The 18606-nt window shown below is 56.7% G+C and carries 19 protein-coding genes and 1 tRNA gene; 5 read left to right on the forward strand and 15 right to left on the reverse strand.

The window, feature by feature from the left end:
- The first annotated feature begins 150 nt into the window (after positions 1 to 150).
- Positions 151 to 966, forward strand: coding sequence for a type III secretion system regulator SuhB (suhB, locus tag AO068_RS00940; RefSeq protein ID WP_002552472.1), 816 nt, complete (start codon positions 151 to 153; stop codon positions 964 to 966).
- Positions 967 to 1032: 66 nt separating this feature from the next.
- Here suhB and AO068_RS00945 read toward each other — a convergent pair whose 3' ends face one another.
- The 6 genes from AO068_RS00945 to queA all read right to left on the reverse strand — a co-directional run bounded on the left by AO068_RS00945 (position 1033) and on the right by queA (position 7117).
- Entirely contained in the window at positions 1033 to 1572 is a 540-nt protein-coding gene (locus tag AO068_RS00945; protein WP_058407389.1) for a glycine zipper 2TM domain-containing protein, read from the reverse strand.
- A 108-nt stretch (positions 1573 to 1680) separates the two neighbouring features.
- Entirely contained in the window at positions 1681 to 2592 is a 912-nt protein-coding gene (gene secF, locus AO068_RS00950; protein ID WP_003415403.1) for a protein translocase subunit SecF, read from the reverse strand.
- Between the two features lie 9 nt (positions 2593 to 2601).
- Positions 2602 to 4470, reverse strand: coding sequence for a protein translocase subunit SecD (gene secD, locus AO068_RS00955; protein WP_058407390.1), 1869 nt, complete (start codon positions 4468 to 4470; stop codon positions 2602 to 2604).
- 63 nt (positions 4471 to 4533) lie between these two features.
- Positions 4534 to 4869, reverse strand: a complete 336-nt coding sequence (yajC, locus tag AO068_RS00960) for a preprotein translocase subunit YajC (protein ID WP_002552468.1) — start codon at positions 4867 to 4869, stop codon at positions 4534 to 4536.
- A gap of 53 nt (positions 4870 to 4922) precedes the next feature.
- Entirely contained in the window at positions 4923 to 6038 is a 1116-nt protein-coding gene (tgt, locus tag AO068_RS00965) for a tRNA guanosine(34) transglycosylase Tgt (protein WP_058407457.1), read from the reverse strand.
- 14 nt (positions 6039 to 6052) lie between these two features.
- Positions 6053 to 7117 carry a tRNA preQ1(34) S-adenosylmethionine ribosyltransferase-isomerase QueA gene (gene queA / locus AO068_RS00970; protein WP_058407391.1) on the reverse strand — a complete coding sequence of 355 codons (1065 nt, stop codon included), beginning with the start codon at positions 7115 to 7117 and terminating at the stop codon, positions 6053 to 6055.
- Positions 7118 to 7234: 117 nt separating this feature from the next.
- Between queA and AO068_RS00975 the strand changes: the two genes are divergently transcribed.
- A tRNA-Leu gene (locus tag AO068_RS00975) sits at positions 7235 to 7319 on the forward strand.
- A gap of 83 nt (positions 7320 to 7402) precedes the next feature.
- On the opposite strand, the gene umuC is transcribed toward AO068_RS00975, so the two are convergent.
- Complete coding sequence (gene umuC / locus AO068_RS00980) at positions 7403 to 8683, reverse strand: translesion error-prone DNA polymerase V subunit UmuC (protein ID WP_058407392.1); 1281 nt, start codon at positions 8681 to 8683, stop codon at positions 7403 to 7405.
- The gene (locus tag AO068_RS00985) at positions 8670 to 9104 is read right to left on the reverse strand and encodes a LexA family protein (protein ID WP_020313294.1); all 435 of its coding nucleotides are present in this window, start codon (positions 9102 to 9104) and stop codon (positions 8670 to 8672) included. Before AO068_RS00985 ends, umuC begins: the two co-directional genes overlap by 14 nt.
- Positions 9105 to 9216: 112 nt before the next feature.
- Here AO068_RS00985 and AO068_RS00990 point away from each other — a divergent pair, with 112 nt between their 5' ends.
- Positions 9217 to 9918: an SOS response-associated peptidase gene (locus AO068_RS00990; protein WP_058407458.1), complete on the forward strand. Its 702-nt coding sequence runs from the start codon at positions 9217 to 9219 to the stop codon at positions 9916 to 9918.
- Between the two features lie 36 nt (positions 9919 to 9954).
- Positions 9955 to 11187, forward strand: coding sequence for a hypothetical protein (locus AO068_RS00995; RefSeq protein WP_058407393.1), 1233 nt, complete (start codon positions 9955 to 9957; stop codon positions 11185 to 11187).
- A 53-nt stretch (positions 11188 to 11240) separates the two neighbouring features.
- On the opposite strand, the gene AO068_RS01000 is transcribed toward AO068_RS00995, so the two are convergent.
- The 3 genes from AO068_RS01000 to AO068_RS01010 form a co-directional block, all read right to left on the reverse strand.
- Positions 11241 to 12035 carry a DNA adenine methylase gene (locus AO068_RS01000; RefSeq protein ID WP_058407394.1) on the reverse strand — a complete coding sequence of 265 codons (795 nt, stop codon included), beginning with the start codon at positions 12033 to 12035 and terminating at the stop codon, positions 11241 to 11243.
- 177 nt (positions 12036 to 12212) lie between these two features.
- A complete protein-coding gene (locus AO068_RS01005; RefSeq protein WP_058407395.1) occupies positions 12213 to 12758 on the reverse strand; it encodes a glycoside hydrolase family 19 protein in 546 nt (181 codons plus the stop codon).
- 38 nt (positions 12759 to 12796) lie between these two features.
- A complete protein-coding gene (locus AO068_RS01010) occupies positions 12797 to 13840 on the reverse strand; it encodes a phage late control D family protein (RefSeq protein ID WP_058407396.1) in 1044 nt (347 codons plus the stop codon).
- A gap of 95 nt (positions 13841 to 13935) precedes the next feature.
- Between AO068_RS01010 and AO068_RS01015 the strand changes: the two genes are divergently transcribed.
- Positions 13936 to 14385: a hypothetical protein gene (locus AO068_RS01015; RefSeq protein ID WP_058407397.1), complete on the forward strand. Its 450-nt coding sequence runs from the start codon at positions 13936 to 13938 to the stop codon at positions 14383 to 14385.
- Here the strand turns inward: AO068_RS01015 and AO068_RS01020 are convergent.
- From AO068_RS01020 to AO068_RS01035, 4 genes are all read right to left on the reverse strand, one after another.
- A complete protein-coding gene (locus AO068_RS01020; RefSeq protein ID WP_057421565.1) occupies positions 14382 to 14588 on the reverse strand; it encodes a tail protein X in 207 nt (68 codons plus the stop codon). The two genes, AO068_RS01015 and AO068_RS01020, sit on opposite strands and share 4 nt — an antisense overlap.
- Complete coding sequence (locus AO068_RS01025) at positions 14563 to 15408, reverse strand: phage tail protein (protein WP_058407398.1); 846 nt, start codon at positions 15406 to 15408, stop codon at positions 14563 to 14565. Before AO068_RS01025 ends, AO068_RS01020 begins: the two co-directional genes overlap by 26 nt.
- 9 nt (positions 15409 to 15417) lie before the next feature.
- On the reverse strand, positions 15418 to 18159 hold the full coding sequence (locus tag AO068_RS01030; RefSeq protein WP_058407399.1) for a phage tail tape measure protein: 2742 nt from the start codon (positions 18157 to 18159) through the stop codon (positions 15418 to 15420).
- Positions 18160 to 18297: 138 nt separating this feature from the next.
- Complete coding sequence (locus AO068_RS01035; RefSeq protein ID WP_058407400.1) at positions 18298 to 18570, reverse strand: phage tail assembly protein; 273 nt, start codon at positions 18568 to 18570, stop codon at positions 18298 to 18300.
- Between the last annotated feature and the right edge of the window lie 36 nt (positions 18571 to 18606).

Here is an 18606-nt window from a genome sequence, read left to right on the forward strand (position 1 = left end):
AAGCTGTGCGGGCCGGAAGATCGGAACTGACCGCTTGTGACATAAAAAAATCCACCCAAACCCGACAACCGTGACAACGCAAGGCTGGAAATAATTCGAATCAGCCCATAGAATGCCCGGCTCTCTTTAACAACCTTAGGTGAATTGTCCATGCAGCCCATGCTGAATATCGCGCTGCGCGCCGCCCGCAGCGCCAGCGAATTGATTTTCCGCTCCATCGAGCGCTTGGATACCATCAAGGTTGACGAAAAAGAAGCCAAGGACTACGTCACAGAGATCGACCGCGCCGCCGAACAGAGCATCATTACCGCTCTGCGCAAGGCCTACCCGACTCACGGCATCCTTGGCGAAGAAAGCGGCCTGCACGAAGGCAGCGGCGAAGGCACCGACTACCTGTGGATCATCGACCCGCTGGACGGCACTACCAACTTCGTTCGCGGCATCCCGCACTTTGCTGTCAGCATCGCCTGCAAATATCGCGGTCGCCTTGAGCACGCCGTTGTTCTGGACCCGGTCCGCCAGGAAGAATTCACCGCCAGCCGTGGTCGCGGCGCTGCCCTGAACGGTCGCCGTCTGCGCGTCAGCCAGCGCAAGAGCCTGGAAGGCGCACTGCTCGGCACCGGCTTCCCGTTCCGTGACAACCAGATGGACAACATCGAGAACTACCTGGGCATGTTCCGCAGCCTGGTAGGCCAGACCGCCGGCATCCGCCGCGCAGGCGCTGCAAGCCTCGACCTGGCTTATGTCGCTGCCGGTCGCTTCGATGCGTTCTGGGAGTCGGGCCTGTCCGAATGGGACATGGCAGCGGGCGCTCTGTTGATTCAGGAAGCAGGCGGTCTGGTCAGCGATTTCACCGGTGGTCACGACTTCCTCGAGAAAGGCCACATCGTTGCGGGCAACACCAAATGCTTCAAGGCCGTGCTGACCGCAATCGCACCGCACCTGCCGCCTTCGCTCAAACGCTAAGCTGCAGACATAAAAAAACCGGCGAAAGCCGGTTTTTTTATGTCTTCTGAAGCTCAGCGGCTGGCGTTACTGCGCCTGACCCAATATCAGCTGACCGTTCTTGTCGACCGGAATCTGGCTACCCGGATCACGCTCCATACGAACCTGACCCACTTTCTCGTTCAACTTGTATTTGACGTTGTAACCCACAACCTTGTCGCTCACATCGTTGACCGTCGTGCAGCGGTTCTGCGTAGTGGTGTAGGTATCACGCTCCTGCATGCCTTCCTGAACCTTGTTGCCCGCATAACCACCACCTACCGCACCCGCAACTGTAGCGATCTTCTTGCCGTTACCGCCACCGATCTGGTTAGCCAGCAAACCACCGGCAACCGCGCCAATAACGCTACCGACGATCTGATGCTGGTCCTTGACCGGCGCCTGACGGGTAACGGTTACGTCCTTGCAAACTTCACGGGGGGTTTGGATCTGCTGATTGATCGGCTCTACCGCCAATACATCCGCATACTCAGGACCACCCTTGACCAAGCTATAGGTGGCAACGGCGCCGCCAGCAGTCACTACAGCAGCACCTAACACAGCACCAACAAGCATAGACTTGTTCACTTGAACCTCCTGACCAATCGAAACGCAGCATGACTGCGCAATGCCTAGCCTTGGAGCATAAAAAAAGGCGCGAGTTCAGCACTCGCGCCTTTTTTATGATGGCCGGACCTACGGGAGGTCGTCAGCCTTCTCGACGACCACTGGAGGAATCAGGTCCTCGGTGGTCAGGTTCAGCCAGATCAGCACCACGTTGGCGATGTAGATGGACGAGTAGGTACCCGCCAGTACGCCGATGAACAACGCGATGGAGAAGCCTTCCAGGCTGTCACCGCCAAACACCCACAATGCCACGATCGCCAACAGGGTCGAAACCGAGGTGGCAATGGTGCGCAGCAGTGTCTGCGTGGTGGAGATGTTGATGTTCTCGATCAGCGAAGCCTTGCGCAGCAGACGGAAGTTTTCGCGTACCCGGTCGAAGACCACAATGGTGTCGTTCAGCGAGTAGCCGATGATCGCCAGCACCGCCGCCAGCACCGTCAGGTCGAAGGTGATCTGGAAGAACGACAGGATCCCCATCGTCACCACCACGTCGTGAATCAGCGAGACGATCGCCCCGACTGCGAATTTCCACTGGAAGCGGAATGCCAGGTAGATCAGAACACCGCCCAGCGCCATCAGCATGCCGAGGCCGCCCTGATCGCGCAGCTCTTCACCGACCTGCGGGCCGACGAACTCGACACGCTTGACCACTGCCGGGTTATCGGCACCGGCCTTGCGCAGCGCCTCGGCAACCTGGGTGCCCAGTTGCGGATCCTCACCCGGCATGCGCACCAGCAAGTCAGTGGTGGCACCGAAGCTCTGTACAACGGCTTCGTGATAGCCCGCTGAAACCAGCTCCTGGCGAACCTTGCCCAGATCGGCTGGACGCTCGTAGGTCAGCTCGATGAGCGTACCGCCGGTGAAGTCCAGACCAAAGTTGAGCCCTTTATGGAACCAGCTGAACAGCGCCAGTGCGGTAAGGAGCATCGTGATGGCGAACGCAACATTGCGAACGCCCATGAAGTTGATGGTACGTAACATGGCAGCCCCTTAAATCCACAACTTCTTGAAGTCACGACCGCCGTAGATCAGGTTGACCATAGCGCGGGTCACCATGATGGCCGTGAACATCGAGGTAAAGATCCCGAGCGACATGGTCACCGCAAACCCTTTGACCGGGCCGGTGCCCATCGCAAAGAGAATGCCGCCGACCAGCAGCGTCGTCAGGTTGGCGTCGAGGATCGCCGTGTAGGCACGATCGAAACCTTCGTTGATAGCGCGCTGGACCGTCATGCCGTTGGCGATCTCTTCACGAATACGCGAGAAGATCAGCACGTTGGCATCCACCGCCATACCCATGGTCAACACGATACCGGCGATACCTGGCAGGGTCAGTGTTGCACCCAGCAAGGACATCAGTGCCAGCAGCATGACCATGTTAAAGGCCAGTGCGACGGTCGCGATCAGACCGAAGAAGCGGTAGATCGCCATGATGAACAGCGAGACGAACAGCATGCCCCACAGGGAAGCATCGATACCCTTGGTGATGTTGTCGGCACCCAGGCTCGGGCCAATGGTGCGTTCTTCAGCGAAGTACATCGGTGCCGCCAGACCACCAGCACGCAACAGCAGCGCCAGTTCGGAAGATTCACCCTGACCGTTCAGACCGGTAATCCGGAACTGACTGCCCAGCGGCGACTGAATGGTCGCCAGACTGATGATTTTCTTTTCTTCCTTGAAGGTCTGCACCGGCACGTCTTTTTCGACGCCGTTGACCATCTGTTTGGTGTAGGTGGTGGTCGGACGCTGCTCGATGAAGATCACCGCCATGCTGCGACCCACATTGCTGCGGGTTGCGCGGCTCATCAGCTCGCCACCGTGGCCATCAAGATTGATGTTCACCTGTGGACGGCCATGCTCGTCGAAGCTGGCCTTGGCGTCAGTCACCTGATCGCCAGTGATGATCAGACCACGCTCCACCGCCGCTGCCGGACGACCGCCTTCGCGGAATTCGAACATTTCGGTGGTGCCTTTCGAATCATCCGGGCCTGCACCCAGACGGAACTCAAGGTTGGCGGTCTTGCCCAGAATACGCTTGGCTTCGGCCGTGTCCTGCACACCCGGCAGCTCGACCACGATGCGGTTGGCACCCTGGCGCTGAACCAGCGGCTCGGCAACGCCCAGCTCGTTGACCCGATTACGCACGGTAGTCAGGTTCTGCTTGATCGAGTATTCGCGAATCTCGGCCAGCTTGGCCGGCGTCAACGCCATGCGCAGTACGGGAATCCCGTTCAGCTCGGCAGGCGTGATTTCGAAATCGGTGAAGGTCTTGCGCACCAGTGCACGAGCCTGCTCGCGCTCTGCGTCATCGGTAAAGCCCAGCTGAATCACATTGCCCAGTTGCGGCAGGCTGCGATAACGCACCTTTTCCTTGCGCAACAGGGATTTGACTTCGCCTTCATAAACCTTCAGACGAGCATCGATCGCCTTGTCCATGTCGACTTCCAGCAGGAAGTGCACACCACCGGACAGGTCGAGACCGAGCTTCATCGGGCTTGCACCCACGTGACGCAACCAGGTTGGCGTGGTACGCGCCAGGTTCAGCGCAACGACATAGTCGTCACCCAACGCCTTGCGCACGACATCCTTGGCTGGCAACTGGTCTTCCTGCTTGCTCAGACGCAACAAACCGCCCTTGCCATTCTCGGCCAGAGAAGAAGCCTTGACCGAGATGCCGGCATCGGCAAGCGCCTTGGCTGCACGATCCACGTCTGCCTGATTGACTTGCAGTGCAGTGCTTGCACCGCTGATCTGGATGGCAGAATCATCAGGGTAGAGATTGGGTGCGGAATAAATAAAACCGACCACCAGCACCGCCAGGATCAGTATGTATTTCCACAGAGGGTATTTGTTCAGCATCACGCCGCCCGCTTAAAACGCGGGGCGCCTTGCGCGCCCCGTCGATGGGTAAAAAGTTACTGCTCAGATCGCTTTCAGGGTGCCTTTTGGCAGAGTGGCCGCGATGGCGCCCTTCTGGATTTTCAGCTCAACGGTGTCAGACACTTCGATCACTACGAAGTCGTCGGTCACTTTGTTGATCTTGCCCGCGATGCCGCCGCTGGTCACAACTTCATCGCCTTTCTGCAGGTTGCCCAGCAGGTTTTTCTGCTCTTTGGCGCGCTTGGCCTGTGGACGCCAGATCATCAGGTAGAAGATGACCAGGAAGCCGACCAAGAAAATCCACTCGAAACCACTGCCCGCAGGACCGGCAGCCGGTGCAGCAGCATCCGCAAAAGCGGGAGAGATGAAAAAGCTCATTTGTCGCTCCAGTTACATAATTAGTATAAAAAGCAGGAAAAACTCGTTCTGTTTCAACCCAGAGGCGGCGTTGGAAGGCCGCGTTTGGCATAGAAGGCATCGACGAAGGCGGCCAATGTACCCTGTTGAATAGCCTCGCGCAAACCAGCCATAAGCAGCTGGTAGTGGCGCAAATTGTGGATCGTATTCAGCATGCTCCCCAGCATTTCTCCGCACTTGTCCAGGTGATGCAGATAAGCGCGCGAGAAGTTCTTGCAGGTGTAGCAATCGCAGGTCGGATCCAGCGGCGAATTGTCGTGGCGATGGAACGCGTTACGAATTTTCAGCACACCGGTATCGGTAAACAAGTGGCCGTTGCGGGCGTTGCGGGTCGGCATCACACAGTCGAACATGTCAACGCCGCGGCGCACACCTTCGACCAGATCTTCCGGCTTGCCTACACCCATCAGGTAACGAGGTTTGTCTGCTGGCATAAGGCCCGGCAGATAGTCCAGCACCTTGATCATCTCGTGCTTGGGCTCGCCTACCGACAGGCCGCCAATCGCCAGACCGTCAAAGCCGATCTCATCCAGACCTTCCAGCGAACGCTTGCGCAGGCTCTCGTGCATGCCACCCTGAACAATGCCGAACAGCGCAGCATTGTTTTCGCCATGCGCAACCTTGGAGCGCTTGGCCCAACGCAACGACAGCTCCATGGAGACACGCGCCACATCTTCGTCAGCCGGGTAAGGCGTACATTCGTCAAAGATCATCACGACGTCCGAGCCCAGATCACGCTGAACCTGCATCGACTCTTCAGGGCCCATGAACACCTTGGCACCATCAACCGGAGAGGCGAAGGTCACGCCCTCCTCCTTGATCTTGCGCATCGCGCCCAGGCTGAACACCTGAAAACCGCCGGAGTCGGTCAGAATCGGCCCCTGCCACTGCATGAAATCGTGCAGGTCACCGTGGCCCTTGATGACTTCGGTGCCGGGACGCAGCCACAGGTGAAACGTGTTGCCCAGAATCATCTGCGCACCAGTGGCCTCGATATCACGCGGCAGCATGCCCTTGACCGTGCCATAGGTGCCCACCGGCATGAACGCCGGGGTCTCGACCACACCACGCGGGAAAGTCAGGCGACCGCGACGGGCCTTGCCGTCGGTGGCCAGCAATTCGAAAGACATACGACAGGTGCGACTCATGCGTGATCCTCTGGTGCCGATTCCTGTGGGGCCGTCGGCGCGGGATTGCGGGTGATGAACATCGCATCACCGTAACTGAAGAAGCGGTAGCCGTGCTCGATGGCCGCAGCATAAGCCGCCATCGTCTCGGGATAACCGGCGAACGCCGAAACCAGCATCAACAGCGTGGATTCAGGCAAATGAAAATTGGTCACCAGGGCATCGACCACATGAAATGGCCGCCCCGGATAGATGAAGATGTCGGTATCACCACTGAACGGTTTCAGTTCGCCATCACGCGCGGCACTCTCCAGCGAGCGCACGCTGGTGGTCCCGACTGCAATCACCCGCCCGCCTCGCGCACGGCATGCGGCCACGGCGTCGACCACGTCCTGGCCAACTTCCAGCCATTCGCTGTGCATGTGGTGATCTTCGATCTGCTCGACGCGCACCGGCTGGAACGTACCCGCGCCGACGTGCAGCGTGACGAACGCAGTCTCGACGCCCTTGGCGGCAATCGCCTCGAGCAGCGGTTGATCGAAATGCAGGCCGGCAGTCGGTGCAGCCACAGCGCCTGCACGCTGCGCGTAAACGGTCTGATAACGCTCGCGGTCCGCGCCTTCGTCCGGGCGTTCTATATAAGGAGGCAACGGCATATGGCCGACACGCTCCAGCAACGGCAGCACTTCTTCGGCGAAGCGCAGTTCAAACAGCGCATCGTGCCGCGTCACCATCTCGGCCTCGCCACCGCCATCGATCAGAATCGACGAGCCAGGCTTGGGCGACTTGCTGGAACGCACATGCGCCAGCACACGATGGCTGTCCAGCACGCGCTCGACCAGAATCTCCAGCTTGCCGCCGGACGCCTTCTGCCCGAACAGCCGCGCGGGAATCACACGGGTATTGTTGAACACCATCAAATCGCCCGGGCGCAAATGCTCGAGCAAATCAGTGAATTGACGATGTGCCAGCGCGCCCGTCGGCCCATCGAGGGTCAACAGACGACTGCTGCGACGCTCGGCCAGTGGATGGCGAGCAATCAGGGAATCGGGGAGTTCGAAGGTAAAGTCAGCGACGCGCATGATCGGGTTCGTTTAGCAGGGCCGGGAAGTTTATCCGGTTTGGCGGCATTAGTAAAAAACCTGCGTAAATCCCTGTTGACCAACGGAAAACTCATCCTTATACTTCGCCGCCATTGAGCCCTGATGGCGGAATTGGTAGACGCGGCGGATTCAAAATCCGTTTTCGAAAGAAGTGGGAGTTCGATTCTCCCTCGGGGCACCACCAAATTAAAAAAAGACCTTGATTTTAAAGGTCTTTTTTTTCGTCTGGCGTAAAGTTGGCGTAATGACAACGAAGAAACAAGATCAATCACACCTTACGGTCCACAGCTGATCTAGCTTGGTTGTGTAGCTCTGGCTCATCATGTCGCGCCGCATGGCCCACTCAGGATTCGTAGGCACACTTCCCGCCCTAAGAGTCCCCCTCCCCCAGCGCGTATTGATCTCGTCCAGCACGCCCATCACCTTCTCGGCCGCGACCGGCTGCGAGGCCGCGAAAAGATCATCCGTAAATTCACCTGGCTGACGAAGGTCCAGTAGCAAAACCTCCGCTTTGCTGTACTTGAAGCCCGACCGGAACAGACGATTGACCGCCTCGGTCGCGGCCTTCGTCATCAAGCGAACGTCGTTGGTGGGATACGGCAATTCAACCAGCGCCCCATTGGCGTACTTGGCTTCTTCAGGGTTGAACATTCCTGTGCGGATGCTGACGCGGATCTTCTTGCATAGGGAACTCTGGGAGCGAAGCTTCTCGGCAGCACGTTGCGTGTAGGTGGCCACCGCTTCTTTGATTGGCTCAATCGTAGTCAGCCGCTGACCGAACATCCTGCTGCAGCAGATCTCCTGCTTTGGAGGCGCGGCCTCGCCCAGCTCCAGGCATGCAGTGCCGGCCAACTCACGAGCTGTCTTTTCAATGACAACACTGAAACGGTCGCGCAAGGTGCGCGGATCGGCGTTGGCCAGGTCCATTGCGGTGCGGATGTTCATCGCCTCCAGGTGTGCTTTCATCTTCCTGCCCACGCCCCAGACCTCGGAAACTGCTGTGTTACGCAGTACCCAGTTGCGTTTATGCAGATCGCAGATATCGACGACACCACCTGTCTGAGCCAGTAAGCGCTTGGCGGTATGATTCGCAAGCTTGGCCAGGGTTTTTGTAGGAGCGATGCCGACCCCGACAGGTATGCCCGTGCACTTGAGGACGGAAGCCCGTATGCGACGACCGAATGCTGTGAGGTCCCCAGGGATGCCGGTCAAGTCCGCGAACGCCTCGTCGATACTGTAAACCTCAGTGGCGGGCACCATGGACTCGATGATCGACATCACGCGCTCGCTCATATCGCCATAAAGCGCGTAGTTGCTGCTGAACACCTTGATGCCATTGCGACGCAGCACCTCTTTGATCTGGAAATACGGGGCCCCCATTTTCACAAATGGCTTGGCGTCATAGCTGCGGGCGATCACGCATCCGTCGTTATTGCTGAGGACCACGATAGGAGTCTTTTCCAAGTCAGGACGGAAGACGCGCTCGCAGCTCGCATAAAAACAGTTGCAGTCAATCAGCGCGAAAACCGGCTCATGCCTTTCCATGACGGCGCATGCTGTAATTCACCACGCCCCAAATGACCAGGTTGTCACCTTCCAAAATATGCCGAGCTGGATACGCGGCGTTTTCAGACTGGAGCTTGACGACTCCATCCATCATGAAGAGCCGCTTGCAGATCGGCTCAGAGTTATTCAGCGCCGCAACGACTATCTCCCCATGCTCCGCGTTGCGGCTGCGGTCGACGACGATCAGATCCCTATCGAAAATGCCCGCGCCTATCATGCTGTCACCCAGGATCTTCGCAAGATACACATGAGGCGCACGCACCTCGGCCATTTCATCCAGTGAGACGTGCTTCTCGATGTAATCGACAGCGGGCGAAGCAAATCCTGCGGGCACCTGAAACGAGTAAAGCGGAAGCTTGATGCCTCCTTCAGACAATGGGCCGAGAATGACTACGCTCATGGGGAAACCTTCAGATAGAGATTGCTGTATGCATATACAGTTAACTCTTCAGCTCGCTTGCGGTCAATCGTATAGGCAGGCATTTTCGACGAGTGACATTACGGGTGACATCATGTGCGGACGCTACTCGATCTACGAATCCATGGACCACTACCTCAAGGAGCTTGCGCCAGAGCATTTGGTCATCAACGGATATGACCTATGGCCTATCGAGCGGTACAACGTTGCTCCTTCTACCCGCGTCGAGATCATTCGTCCGACCGAGCAAGGCCTGAGTGTCGACAAAGTGCGCTGGGGCTGGGCACCGTTTTGGGCCAAAGGCAAACGCCCGGCACCGATCAATGCGCGGGTCGAAACCGTGATGACCGGAAGGTTTTTCAAGGAGCTATGGTCGAACGGGCGCTCGCTGGCTCCAGCGAATGGGTGGTTTGAGTGGGTAAAGGATCTGGACGATCCAAAGAAAAAGCAGCCGTACTACATTCGGTTGAAGAGTCAGAAACCGATGTTCTTTGCGGCGCTGGCTCAAGTGCATAAAGGATTTGAGCCGAATGAGCGTGATGGGTTCGTGATCATCACGGCAGAGAGTAATTCGGGGATGGTGGATATACATGATCGTCGGCCGGTTGTACTGTCGGCGGATGATGCACGGGAATGGGTAGAATTTGGATTGTCGACTTCTCGAGCAGAGCAACTGGCCCGCGAAGCATGCAGGCCTGTGGCGGATTTTGAGTGGTTCGCAGTAGGCAAAGCGGTAGGAAACGTTAAGAACCAAGGTTCTGCATTAATAGCTCCAGATGCTACACACAAAAAATGACGTTACAGCCTAAAGATCAGCCCCCAGGAGGCACTCTTGAGATCTAAATTTAGCAATGAAGCTTATGCCAGCGAGCTGCTCAATAAAATCTTCCAAAACTGCACACTGAACCCAAACGGAACCATAAGCTACAGAATCGAAAATCAGTTCTATCACGACGCGCTTTACGGGTTAATAAAGCACAATCACAAATTAGACGACGACACTGTCTTTGCAATACTTGTAAGGACACTAGAGGCATGTTTCATACGAAACCAACACTCAAAATCCAGCAACATCCTGACAGAGCTTGACAAGGCTTGCAACTTAAAAACCAAATCCCAGTCAACATACATATTAATAACAGAGGTGAGCATATTAAATATATACAAAATGCCCAAACTCAAGATTAATGATTGCCACATAACCTTCCACAACGAACTGCCATTAAAATACAAGAAGCATAGGGATTTTTATATAACTGAAGCTACAGAACACAAATTATTTGCTGTAGAAAATTACACATTCGCCTGCATTACAATTAGCGCAGCAAGCGAAGATCACGCTGTAAATAGTGCATTGGAAGCTCTGGGTGCAGTTAGAGCGATACTCCAAATAGGTTTCAAAAAAAATCGTCAACTTCTCAGTTCATCCAAAGAAGATGAGTACCCCACCGCAAGCGTGGTTCAATGTGGCCGCGTGCACACGTTACACATGCCAAGTGGTGAGATGACAGGAACACATTCATGGATAAATTCTTCTTTTAAAGGAAAACCGGCAGTCAGGTTGAGACATCCGGAGAAGACGACAGAACATTTGAAAAGAACCAATCGCCGCCTCCGATCAAGCGCATATTCCGCACACACTTTGTCAGCGCTGGCTAACTACATCGACTCCACGGATAGAGAAGATGCAGAGATGAAATTCATGAAGCTATGGTCAACCTTGGAGATACTCACACTGACCGACAAGTCTGAGATACTGATAAGAAGAGCTTCTTTTTTTTATCAAGATCGAATTTTACACCAGGCATTACTTGAATCTTTGCGCGACGCCCGCAACACTCATGTGCACAGAGGGCACCCCCCAGTAAACATCGAGCAGAAAAATTTTCAGCTATGCGCTTTCGTAGAAAACATTCTTAATTTTTTTATAGTTAATCCTTTCAAGTTCTCCACCGTTACAGAAATAAATAACTTACTTTCTCTGCCCACTCAAGAAACAAACTTGAAGACACAGATTATGATGCTTAAAACGGTACAGAGATTCATAAGCTATCCAAACTCTTGACACGTGATGTCATACACTCACCGTCGAGGCCACGACTAGCTCGACGAGAACTCTCAAAATAATCCGCCAAGTGCATCAGGCTGCCAATTCATCACAACTAGCTCTCCGGTTAACACTGACTTCCCCTGTCGTTGGTTTCCAGTGGTATACCGAATATCCAACGTTTCAAAATGAAAGCCTTCAAACACTTTTCGTATGTCCGGATGATCATTGATGCTGACCATTACCTTCCCCTTACACCGCCGCATGAACTCCGCCATCCGCTCGTAATTCTCAAACGGAAAATCCACACCATACCCAGCCGTCTGCCAGTACGGCGGGTCCATGTAGTGGAACGTGTGAGGCCGGTCGTAGCGCTCGGCACATTCGAGCCACGGCAGATTCTCCACGTACGTACCTGACAACCGCTGCCAGGCCGCAGACAGGTTTTCCTCGATCCGCAGAAGGTTGATGGCCGGACCGGTCGTGGCGGTACCGAACGTCTGCCCGCTGACCTTGCCTGCGAAGGCATGGTGCTGCAGGTAGAAGAACCTGGCGGCGCGCTGGATATCGGTGAGGGTTTCGGGGCGGGTCATCTTCTGCCACTCAAATACCTGGCGCGAGCTGAGTGCCCATTTGAACTGGCGGACGAATTCTTCAAGGTGGTTTTGGACGACGCGATACAGCGTCACCAGATCACCGTTGATGTCGTTCAAGACCTCAACGGGGGCAGCCTGGGGACGCATGAAGTAGAGGGCCGCACCGCCAGCGAACACTTCGACGTAGCATTCGTGGGGTGGGAAAAGCGGGATAAGACGGTCGGCCAGGCGGCGTTTGCCGCCCATCCAAGGGATGATGGGTGTGGACATAGAAAGCAAGACCTTTACTGTATATATAAACAGGTGCTAGGCTCGCTCCGCTTTGTGCACGAAGCGAGAGCCTTGGCTGGACTTGCAGGGGTAATCTGCGGGAACGGTGACCAGCCGTGATGTTGACGCATCTCGACTGGTCGCTCTTTTTCACTTTGATGCTGGGAGTCTTTCGGCTCAGGACAAAACCTTCAAAGCGCGCTCGTAGAGCATTTGCCGATCTGCCTGGCCATTGGTGCCGCCATTGATGCGTTTGGTGATCGTCAGGAGGTCGCCTTTATCCGCCAAGGTATTGAGCCCCGCACGGTGCCAGAACCAACCAGCCGACATGGCTGCATGCTCTGGGCGCTCCAAGAGTTCGGGGTGCTTGAGCAGATCCAGCCCCAACGCCTCTGCACACGCAGCGTAGTTGTCTCGCCCGGTGACCTGAATCAACCCCCTGCCCCGATACAACTGACCATCGTCATCGTCCTCTGGGGTGTTACCCAAGCGCTCAGCCAGCCGCCCGGTATCGTACTTATCAAGGTATTGATCGCTGCCAAGCTCACGCACGTAGCGGAGCTGGCCGGACTCATGGCCCACCTGCGCAAGGAAGGCAGCGATACGCAGCTTCGTAACGATGGCGTATTTGCTCATCGCAACATTTAGGACAGGAACAAAAACGCCAGCTCGGGAGCTGGCGTTGGGGAGGATCTGCAGCAACTGCTGCGTGGTAATCGACATGCGTGGTTCTCCTGATGAATAAATGTTGAGCTGGCCGGTTAAAGCTGTACGACCTTGACCGGTTTTTTCTCTTTCTTTTTCTTGCCCTTCGCCTTGGCTTTGCCGGACTTCCCGCCGTTGCATTCAATGGCCGTGGTCCAGCCAGACTGGGTGAAGACCTGTTCAACCGAGTCAACCAGGTACTCGCCATCGAGGCCGACTTTGAAGTCCAGTGCATTGATCATTCGCTCGGCGAACAGATCGGTGCGCCCCGCCATTTCCAGCCGAACACCTGCGGTACTGCGATTGAATGCCGCGAGGCGCGCCTTGGCTGCCTGCTCAGCAGCGGACTTATTGGGATGGATATGGCGGTCGGTATGAATGGGCGGGAGGCCGTTAGGGGATTGATCGTTGCTCAGCTCAACCACCTGCAGCTTTCCAGTCTTCTTGTCGAGATGCTTGGCCTGTACGGCTTTCTGCGTGGTTTTGTCGCTGAGACGAAACTGCCAGCGTGCTACGTCATGACGACGGACTGTTATGACCCCCAGAGCTTTCCCGCTCGCGCTTAATCCGTCTTGCCGAGGCAGCACCAGCAGCTTGCCGTCTGCAACCTTCGCGGTGCAGTCATACTTCTTGGCCACCCGGGTGATGAAGTTGTAATCCGACTCGTCGAGTTGATCAACGCGAGGCACTTTGGTCGTGACGGTACACACCGGCTTCCAGCCATTACGTGCAGCAACATCGCTGACAATCTGCTGCAGGGGGACATTCTCCCAATTGCCGGAACGCGTGGTCCGACCGCTGCCGCGCATATCGCTGGCCTTGCCGCGTATGACCAAGGTATCGGGCGGACCAGATGCCTCAATGTCATCAACGGTATATAGACCCAAGCGGGTCAGTCGGTGCCCTTCGTAGCCGAGGTATATCTCGATGTCTGCACCACGCGCAGGCAGTGAAACGGCCCTATCCCTATCGTCGATGCGCAGCTCAAACTCATCTGACTCCATGCCTGGCTTGTCACTTGTGCGCAGCAGCAACAGACGGTCATTGACCAACGCTGTAATGTCGTTGCTGTCCGCAACAATTCGGAATACCGGTTTCATGAGACCTTCTTATAGCCATGACAAGGCATGGCGGATTAACTAGAATCCGCCGACGAACACCACTAAGGGATTGAAAGTTGAAAAGGACTATCGGAATGATCTTGCTCGTGCTGGCCGCAGGCTCAGTGCAAGCTGAAAAGAAACTTGAAGTCATTGACCTCGCCCCGGAAAACGTCAGTGCAGAAGACAAAGCTGCAGGTCAGCGCTATCAGGCGGCGCAAGACGCAGCTGCGAAGATCACGCCAGCTGAAGCCATGGACTTCATCGCACGTCTTAACAGCACGGTCGAGGACGGCCATGCGTTAGCCAAATCGGGAACCATGAACGGAACCCAGAGCCGCAACCAAGCCATCGCCCTGAACAAGCTGCAAGATGAAGGGGCGAAGTTTGGAACGCTCTTTGCGCCACTCGCCAAATGCAACAACGCAGCGATTGATGCAGCCACGTCCTGGCAGGGGCTTATTGGGAATAACGAAAAACTGTTCGCCGATTCTCACCAGTCTTACTTACAAGCCTCTTTGGAATGCATAAAGGCGGCGAGCTAACCCCACAGCTGTATCACTTCCTCGGTCTGGGTGAGCAGATCCGGCAGCACGATCTGCACACCAGCTCGATACGGTTGGGGCTCATCGGCCAAGCCCTGATTGGCATCCAGCACCGCCTCAACGCTACCGTTCAGGTGCCCATAAAACTGGTGGCAGATAGTGTCCAGCAGATCTCCGTCAGACGTTCTGCAGATCGTCGCCATAGCTTACAAACTCCAGTGAAAAGCCCTGTTTGCGGGGAATACCTCCGGCGAGCAGGTTGCTCTGTTCTTCATCCACACTGAGCAGGCACCAGTTGCCCAGCACCTCGCCGTAACCGGTTGTCAGGCTCAGCGGCTGCAAGTTGCGGCCCATGCTGCGCAACGTGTCCAGTTGCTTGAGGCCGCCCTTGAAACCGGGAAAAATGGCCCCCTTCAAACTCAGCTTATCGTCGCCCAAACCAACTGCCTGTTGCGCAATGCTACGAGTCAAACGTTCTTGCCCGGCCCAGCGGAACGCGGTCTGCCTACGAAGCTCATCGAAGGCAGCCGTGTCCAGGTTGAAGTAGTAAGGCTGCGCCTCAGGCTTGAGCGGCTGGACGATCAGTAAATGCGGGAACGGCTTCACGGCCTCGGGTGCCGGTGTCATCTGCGCTGCGAAGCTGCCCGTCGGTACGATGTTGCCCAGCGCTGGACTGACATTCCCGGCCACCCTGTTGATGGCGGCACCGGCTTTGGACGCTTGCTCTTTCAAGGTCCCCAGACGCTCTTGCACCTGCGCCGCCGTACTGGTCGCCTGCCCGTAAATCGCAGCTACCTGTCCAACCTTTGACTGCGCGGCACTGATGCCCCGCATTGTGCGTTGCAGCTTTTCCCCGAGGGCCGGGCCAAGGAACGGTATGTTCTCCAGCTCCGACGCGGCCCCTGTCATATCGCCTACGGCCCCAGTCAAGGGGCCAAGCATGTCGTCCAGACTACGGCGTCCCACCTCTCCCGCTGCAATCAGGTATTTCAACGATGACTGCAGCTGCTCTGCGTAAGCCATGATTTTTCCTCACCCTACGTGCGGGGCATCAAACAATTGGCGGGCAGATGCTTGCCGACTGAACTCTTCAAACTGACGCTGCAGAAACGGTGCTATGTCCCGCGCCAGTTGTGCTGGGTCCTTTACATCGCCTTGTACGTTGACGGGCATATGCGGCGCGAAGGTGAATTGCTGGTCAACCTTGGCGGGTTCAGGCTTGTTCTGCTCAGCAGCCTTGACGACAGCAGGCAACGCCAGCGGAGCAGGTGCTACCGCCGCCATTGCTTTGACCACATCGCCAGGTGCGGCAGAAGGTTTGGTATCCCCAGTCTTGCCAGCGATGGCCTCGGTTTTTTCATCTGAGCCAAACAGCGCTTTGCCCAGAAAGCCACCGATGTCCTGTCCACCCATGCCGCCGAGAAAGGCACCGACCGCGCCACCAATGGCCGTACCGATCACCGGCACGATAGAGCCAATCGCGGCACCCGCCGCACCGCCTGCCAGTGCACCGGCCAAGCCACCCGCAGCGCCGCCGTAGCCTTCGGCTTTCTCGTCCTGGGTCTCGGCGTTTTGGTAGGTGTCCAGAGCAAGCATGCCCGCATCCAGAAACTTCGCGCCGGGAACCACCTTGGCAACACTGCCCAGCTTTCCTGCGGCACCCGCCAACCGCGCCAGTCGGCCTGCTGGTACAGGAGGAGCTGGCGGCATCGGAGGGCGCGGAGGTCCTGCGCGTCGACCACCGGCACCGCCAGCAGCGCCACGCCGACGGCTGCGTCGTGAGCGACGTTGATCACCTGGTGCATCCGAACCGCCACCGAACGCATTGGCGTTGACCACAAAGACCTTCTGCGGCTCAGAGCTACTGCCGCCCTTCGCGCCATCAGAGTCGTTGCCACCCTCACCAAACAGATCGAGGATCTTCAGGCCGGTGTCGACCGGATCAAAACCGGTCTTGCCGCTTTCCTCTGCGTCGTCATCAGCATCGTCAGCGCCGCCCTTGGCGTCAGCATCAGCTTTGTCCTTACCCTTACCTTTTGCCTTGTCGTTGTCTTTGAACGCTTTGAGACCTGTTTCCAGCAATCCTTTGACTGCACCCACCTTCCCTTCAGGCTTATCGTCTTTGTCACCGGAGTTGGTGACGTAGACTTTCTGCACCTTGTTCGGATCACCAGTCAGGGATCCACGCCCCAGGTTGAGCAAGCCCTTGCCGATTTTGAACACACCGGCAGCCGACTTCAGCGCCAGCAGCCCGGTACCTATCGACGCGATGGCCAGCACCACCGGCTTGGATGTGTCAGAAAGCGCAGTAAACTCTTTAGCCGTTGCAGTAATGCCCTTCGCAACCGCGTCAGTGACCGGACGTATCGCATCACCAATGCTGCGCATCGAGTCGTTGACTGCCTGAAACGTCTCGGCCCAGATCTGCGACGATGCACCACGGCGCTCGGCCAGGTTTTTGTCGAGGATCCCCGAAGCGTTCTGTGAGTCTTTTTTCAGTTGCTCATACAACGCGCGATTTTGCGTGTAAGCGGTTAGTGCGGCCTTGACCTGCATGTCAGCAAACAGATCGCCGGTGCGTAGCGCCTGCTCCAGCGAGTCCAACATCTCCTTGGCTTTCGCCGGATCAGCCTCTTTACTGATCTTGGCCGTTGCCTCCTTCATTTTTTTGGCTTTTTCAGGGTCTGTCTTTTCGATGTAGCGCTGGGCCAGCGCAAAGCTCGACTCAAGAGTCGACATGCCCTTTTGGATACCGGTGTTCAGCGACCCCTGATAATCGATACCGACGTCCTTGTACGACTTCACCACGTCGGTGGAGCCGATCTTCTCCATCCAGTTCTTCAGGTTATTGGCGGCCTCGTCCGAGCCACCGGCCGTTTTCATCTGGACCTGCAGCATTGCACCGAGCTGGCTCACCGAGTCCATGCCAGTGACACCCAGCTTGCCCATGCCCGCCAGTAATTGCGGGAACCAACGCGCCATGTCACTGGCCTCAAAGCTGCCAGCCTGGCCCTGCATGGCAATTGCCTCGAGGGCTTTTTCCATGACCTTGGGGTCGGTGATCTTGGCGTTCTGCTGCAGTGCCTGAATCATGTTGGCCGTATCGTTGCCGCTGGCCCCCTGCCCGACTGCAAACTTCGCTGCCACCGGCGCGTAGGACAGTGCCTTGTCCAGGCTCATGCCTGCGCCAACCAGCTTGTTGACCAGGTCGGCCACGTCATTGCGTGCCATGCCGGTGTCTTGCGAGGTCTTGATAACCGAGGTGGTCAGCTCTGCTTCCTGCGGCTGATTGGCGACGCCGGCCTTGATGGCGATGTCCCGGATGATTGCCTGATAGTCGGCACTGATCTTGGTCGGTACGGCCATTGCGCCGACACCAGCGACGGCGGTACCGATACCCGACTTGAGCCCGGCTTTACCCTGCTCGATCTGTTGATGCCCCTTGACCTTGAGGTCCATGCTTCTGGCCACACGGTCAAGGGACTGATATTCCTGCCTGAGCTTACCGACCTGAACACCCTGTTTACGCAGCGTGTCGATGTTGTTCTCAAGCTTGCGCAGCAAACCAGAGGCCGATGCAGCACCACTGTCGTGCGCTTTCTTCCACTCATCACGCAGGCGCATGGTTTCGCCAATCGTGTTTCTCAGCACCTTGGCCTGATTACCGCGCTGCTCCAGCTTCTTGATGCGACTTTCAACGGTGTTGAACGCCGCACCCACAGTCGGGCTGACAGCGCCGCCAATCACCAGGCCCAATGCCAGATTGTTCGCCATCACTCACCTCTGATGTTGGGATGGGCTCAGTCCGTGAGCCACCAGATCATGTCCGAGAAAGACATGGACATGATTTCCGCCGACGAAAAACCCAGCTCTTTTGCGAGCCGCTTCGCCGCGAGCCTCTGCAATGCGGGGTCAAAGCTCGTCGTCGCGCACCAGGCGAAAATAACCGGCCTGCAGGCGGCTGTAGTCCTTAAGGGACAGCCCTTCAAGATCGCGGACGCCCATCTCGGCCAGGGATGCGAACAGGTTCAGCTCGCGCTGTTCATCATCGCCGTTGGCAGCAGCCTGCGCGGTGCGAACATCGCGCACGGTAGGGGCGCGCATGATGATGGTGTCGACCTGAACGCTGTTGACCTCGGCAGGCTTGGTCAGCTTCACCGACACGCTCTCGGCCGTCAGGGTCATCCACTTTGGATTGGTATTTACTTGAGACACAGGATT

The organism is Pseudomonas sp. ICMP 3272 (assembly GCF_001466905.1).
Taxonomy (GTDB): Bacteria; Pseudomonadota; Gammaproteobacteria; order Pseudomonadales; family Pseudomonadaceae; genus Aquipseudomonas; species Aquipseudomonas amygdali.

Excerpts from the sequence above, each read along its gene's own strand:
- AO068_RS01010 (WP_058407396.1), bottom strand. The coding sequence starts at position 13,840 with ATGAAACCGGTATTCCGAATTGTTGCGGACAGCAACGACATTACAGCG.
- secF (WP_003415403.1), bottom strand. The coding sequence starts at position 2,592 with ATGTTACGTACCATCAACTTCATGGGCGTTCGCAATGTTGCGTTCGCC.
- AO068_RS01000 (WP_058407394.1), bottom strand. The coding sequence starts at position 12,035 with ATGTCCACACCCATCATCCCTTGGATGGGCGGCAAACGCCGCCTGGCC.
- secD (WP_058407390.1), bottom strand. The coding sequence starts at position 4,470 with ATGCTGAACAAATACCCTCTGTGGAAATACATACTGATCCTGGCGGTG.
- AO068_RS01035 (WP_058407400.1), bottom strand. The coding sequence starts at position 18,570 with ATGACCCTGACGGCCGAGAGCGTGTCGGTGAAGCTGACCAAGCCTGCC.
- umuC (WP_058407392.1), bottom strand. The coding sequence starts at position 8,683 with ATGGAAAGGCATGAGCCGGTTTTCGCGCTGATTGACTGCAACTGTTTT.
- queA (WP_058407391.1), bottom strand. The coding sequence starts at position 7,117 with ATGCGCGTCGCTGACTTTACCTTCGAACTCCCCGATTCCCTGATTGCT.
- yajC (WP_002552468.1), bottom strand. The coding sequence starts at position 4,869 with ATGAGCTTTTTCATCTCTCCCGCTTTTGCGGATGCTGCTGCACCGGCT.
- AO068_RS00990 (WP_058407458.1), top strand. The coding sequence starts at position 9,217 with ATGTGCGGACGCTACTCGATCTACGAATCCATGGACCACTACCTCAAG.
- AO068_RS00985 (WP_020313294.1), bottom strand. The coding sequence starts at position 9,104 with ATGAGCGTAGTCATTCTCGGCCCATTGTCTGAAGGAGGCATCAAGCTT.
- suhB (WP_002552472.1), top strand. The coding sequence starts at position 151 with ATGCAGCCCATGCTGAATATCGCGCTGCGCGCCGCCCGCAGCGCCAGC.
- AO068_RS01020 (WP_057421565.1), bottom strand. The coding sequence starts at position 14,588 with ATGGCGACGATCTGCAGAACGTCTGACGGAGATCTGCTGGACACTATC.
- AO068_RS01030 (WP_058407399.1), bottom strand. The coding sequence starts at position 18,159 with ATGGCGAACAATCTGGCATTGGGCCTGGTGATTGGCGGCGCTGTCAGC.
- AO068_RS01025 (WP_058407398.1), bottom strand. The coding sequence starts at position 15,408 with ATGGCTTACGCAGAGCAGCTGCAGTCATCGTTGAAATACCTGATTGCA.
- tgt (WP_058407457.1), bottom strand. The coding sequence starts at position 6,038 with ATGTCTTTCGAATTGCTGGCCACCGACGGCAAGGCCCGTCGCGGTCGC.
- AO068_RS01005 (WP_058407395.1), bottom strand. The coding sequence starts at position 12,758 with ATGTCGATTACCACGCAGCAGTTGCTGCAGATCCTCCCCAACGCCAGC.
- AO068_RS01015 (WP_058407397.1), top strand. The coding sequence starts at position 13,936 with ATGATCTTGCTCGTGCTGGCCGCAGGCTCAGTGCAAGCTGAAAAGAAA.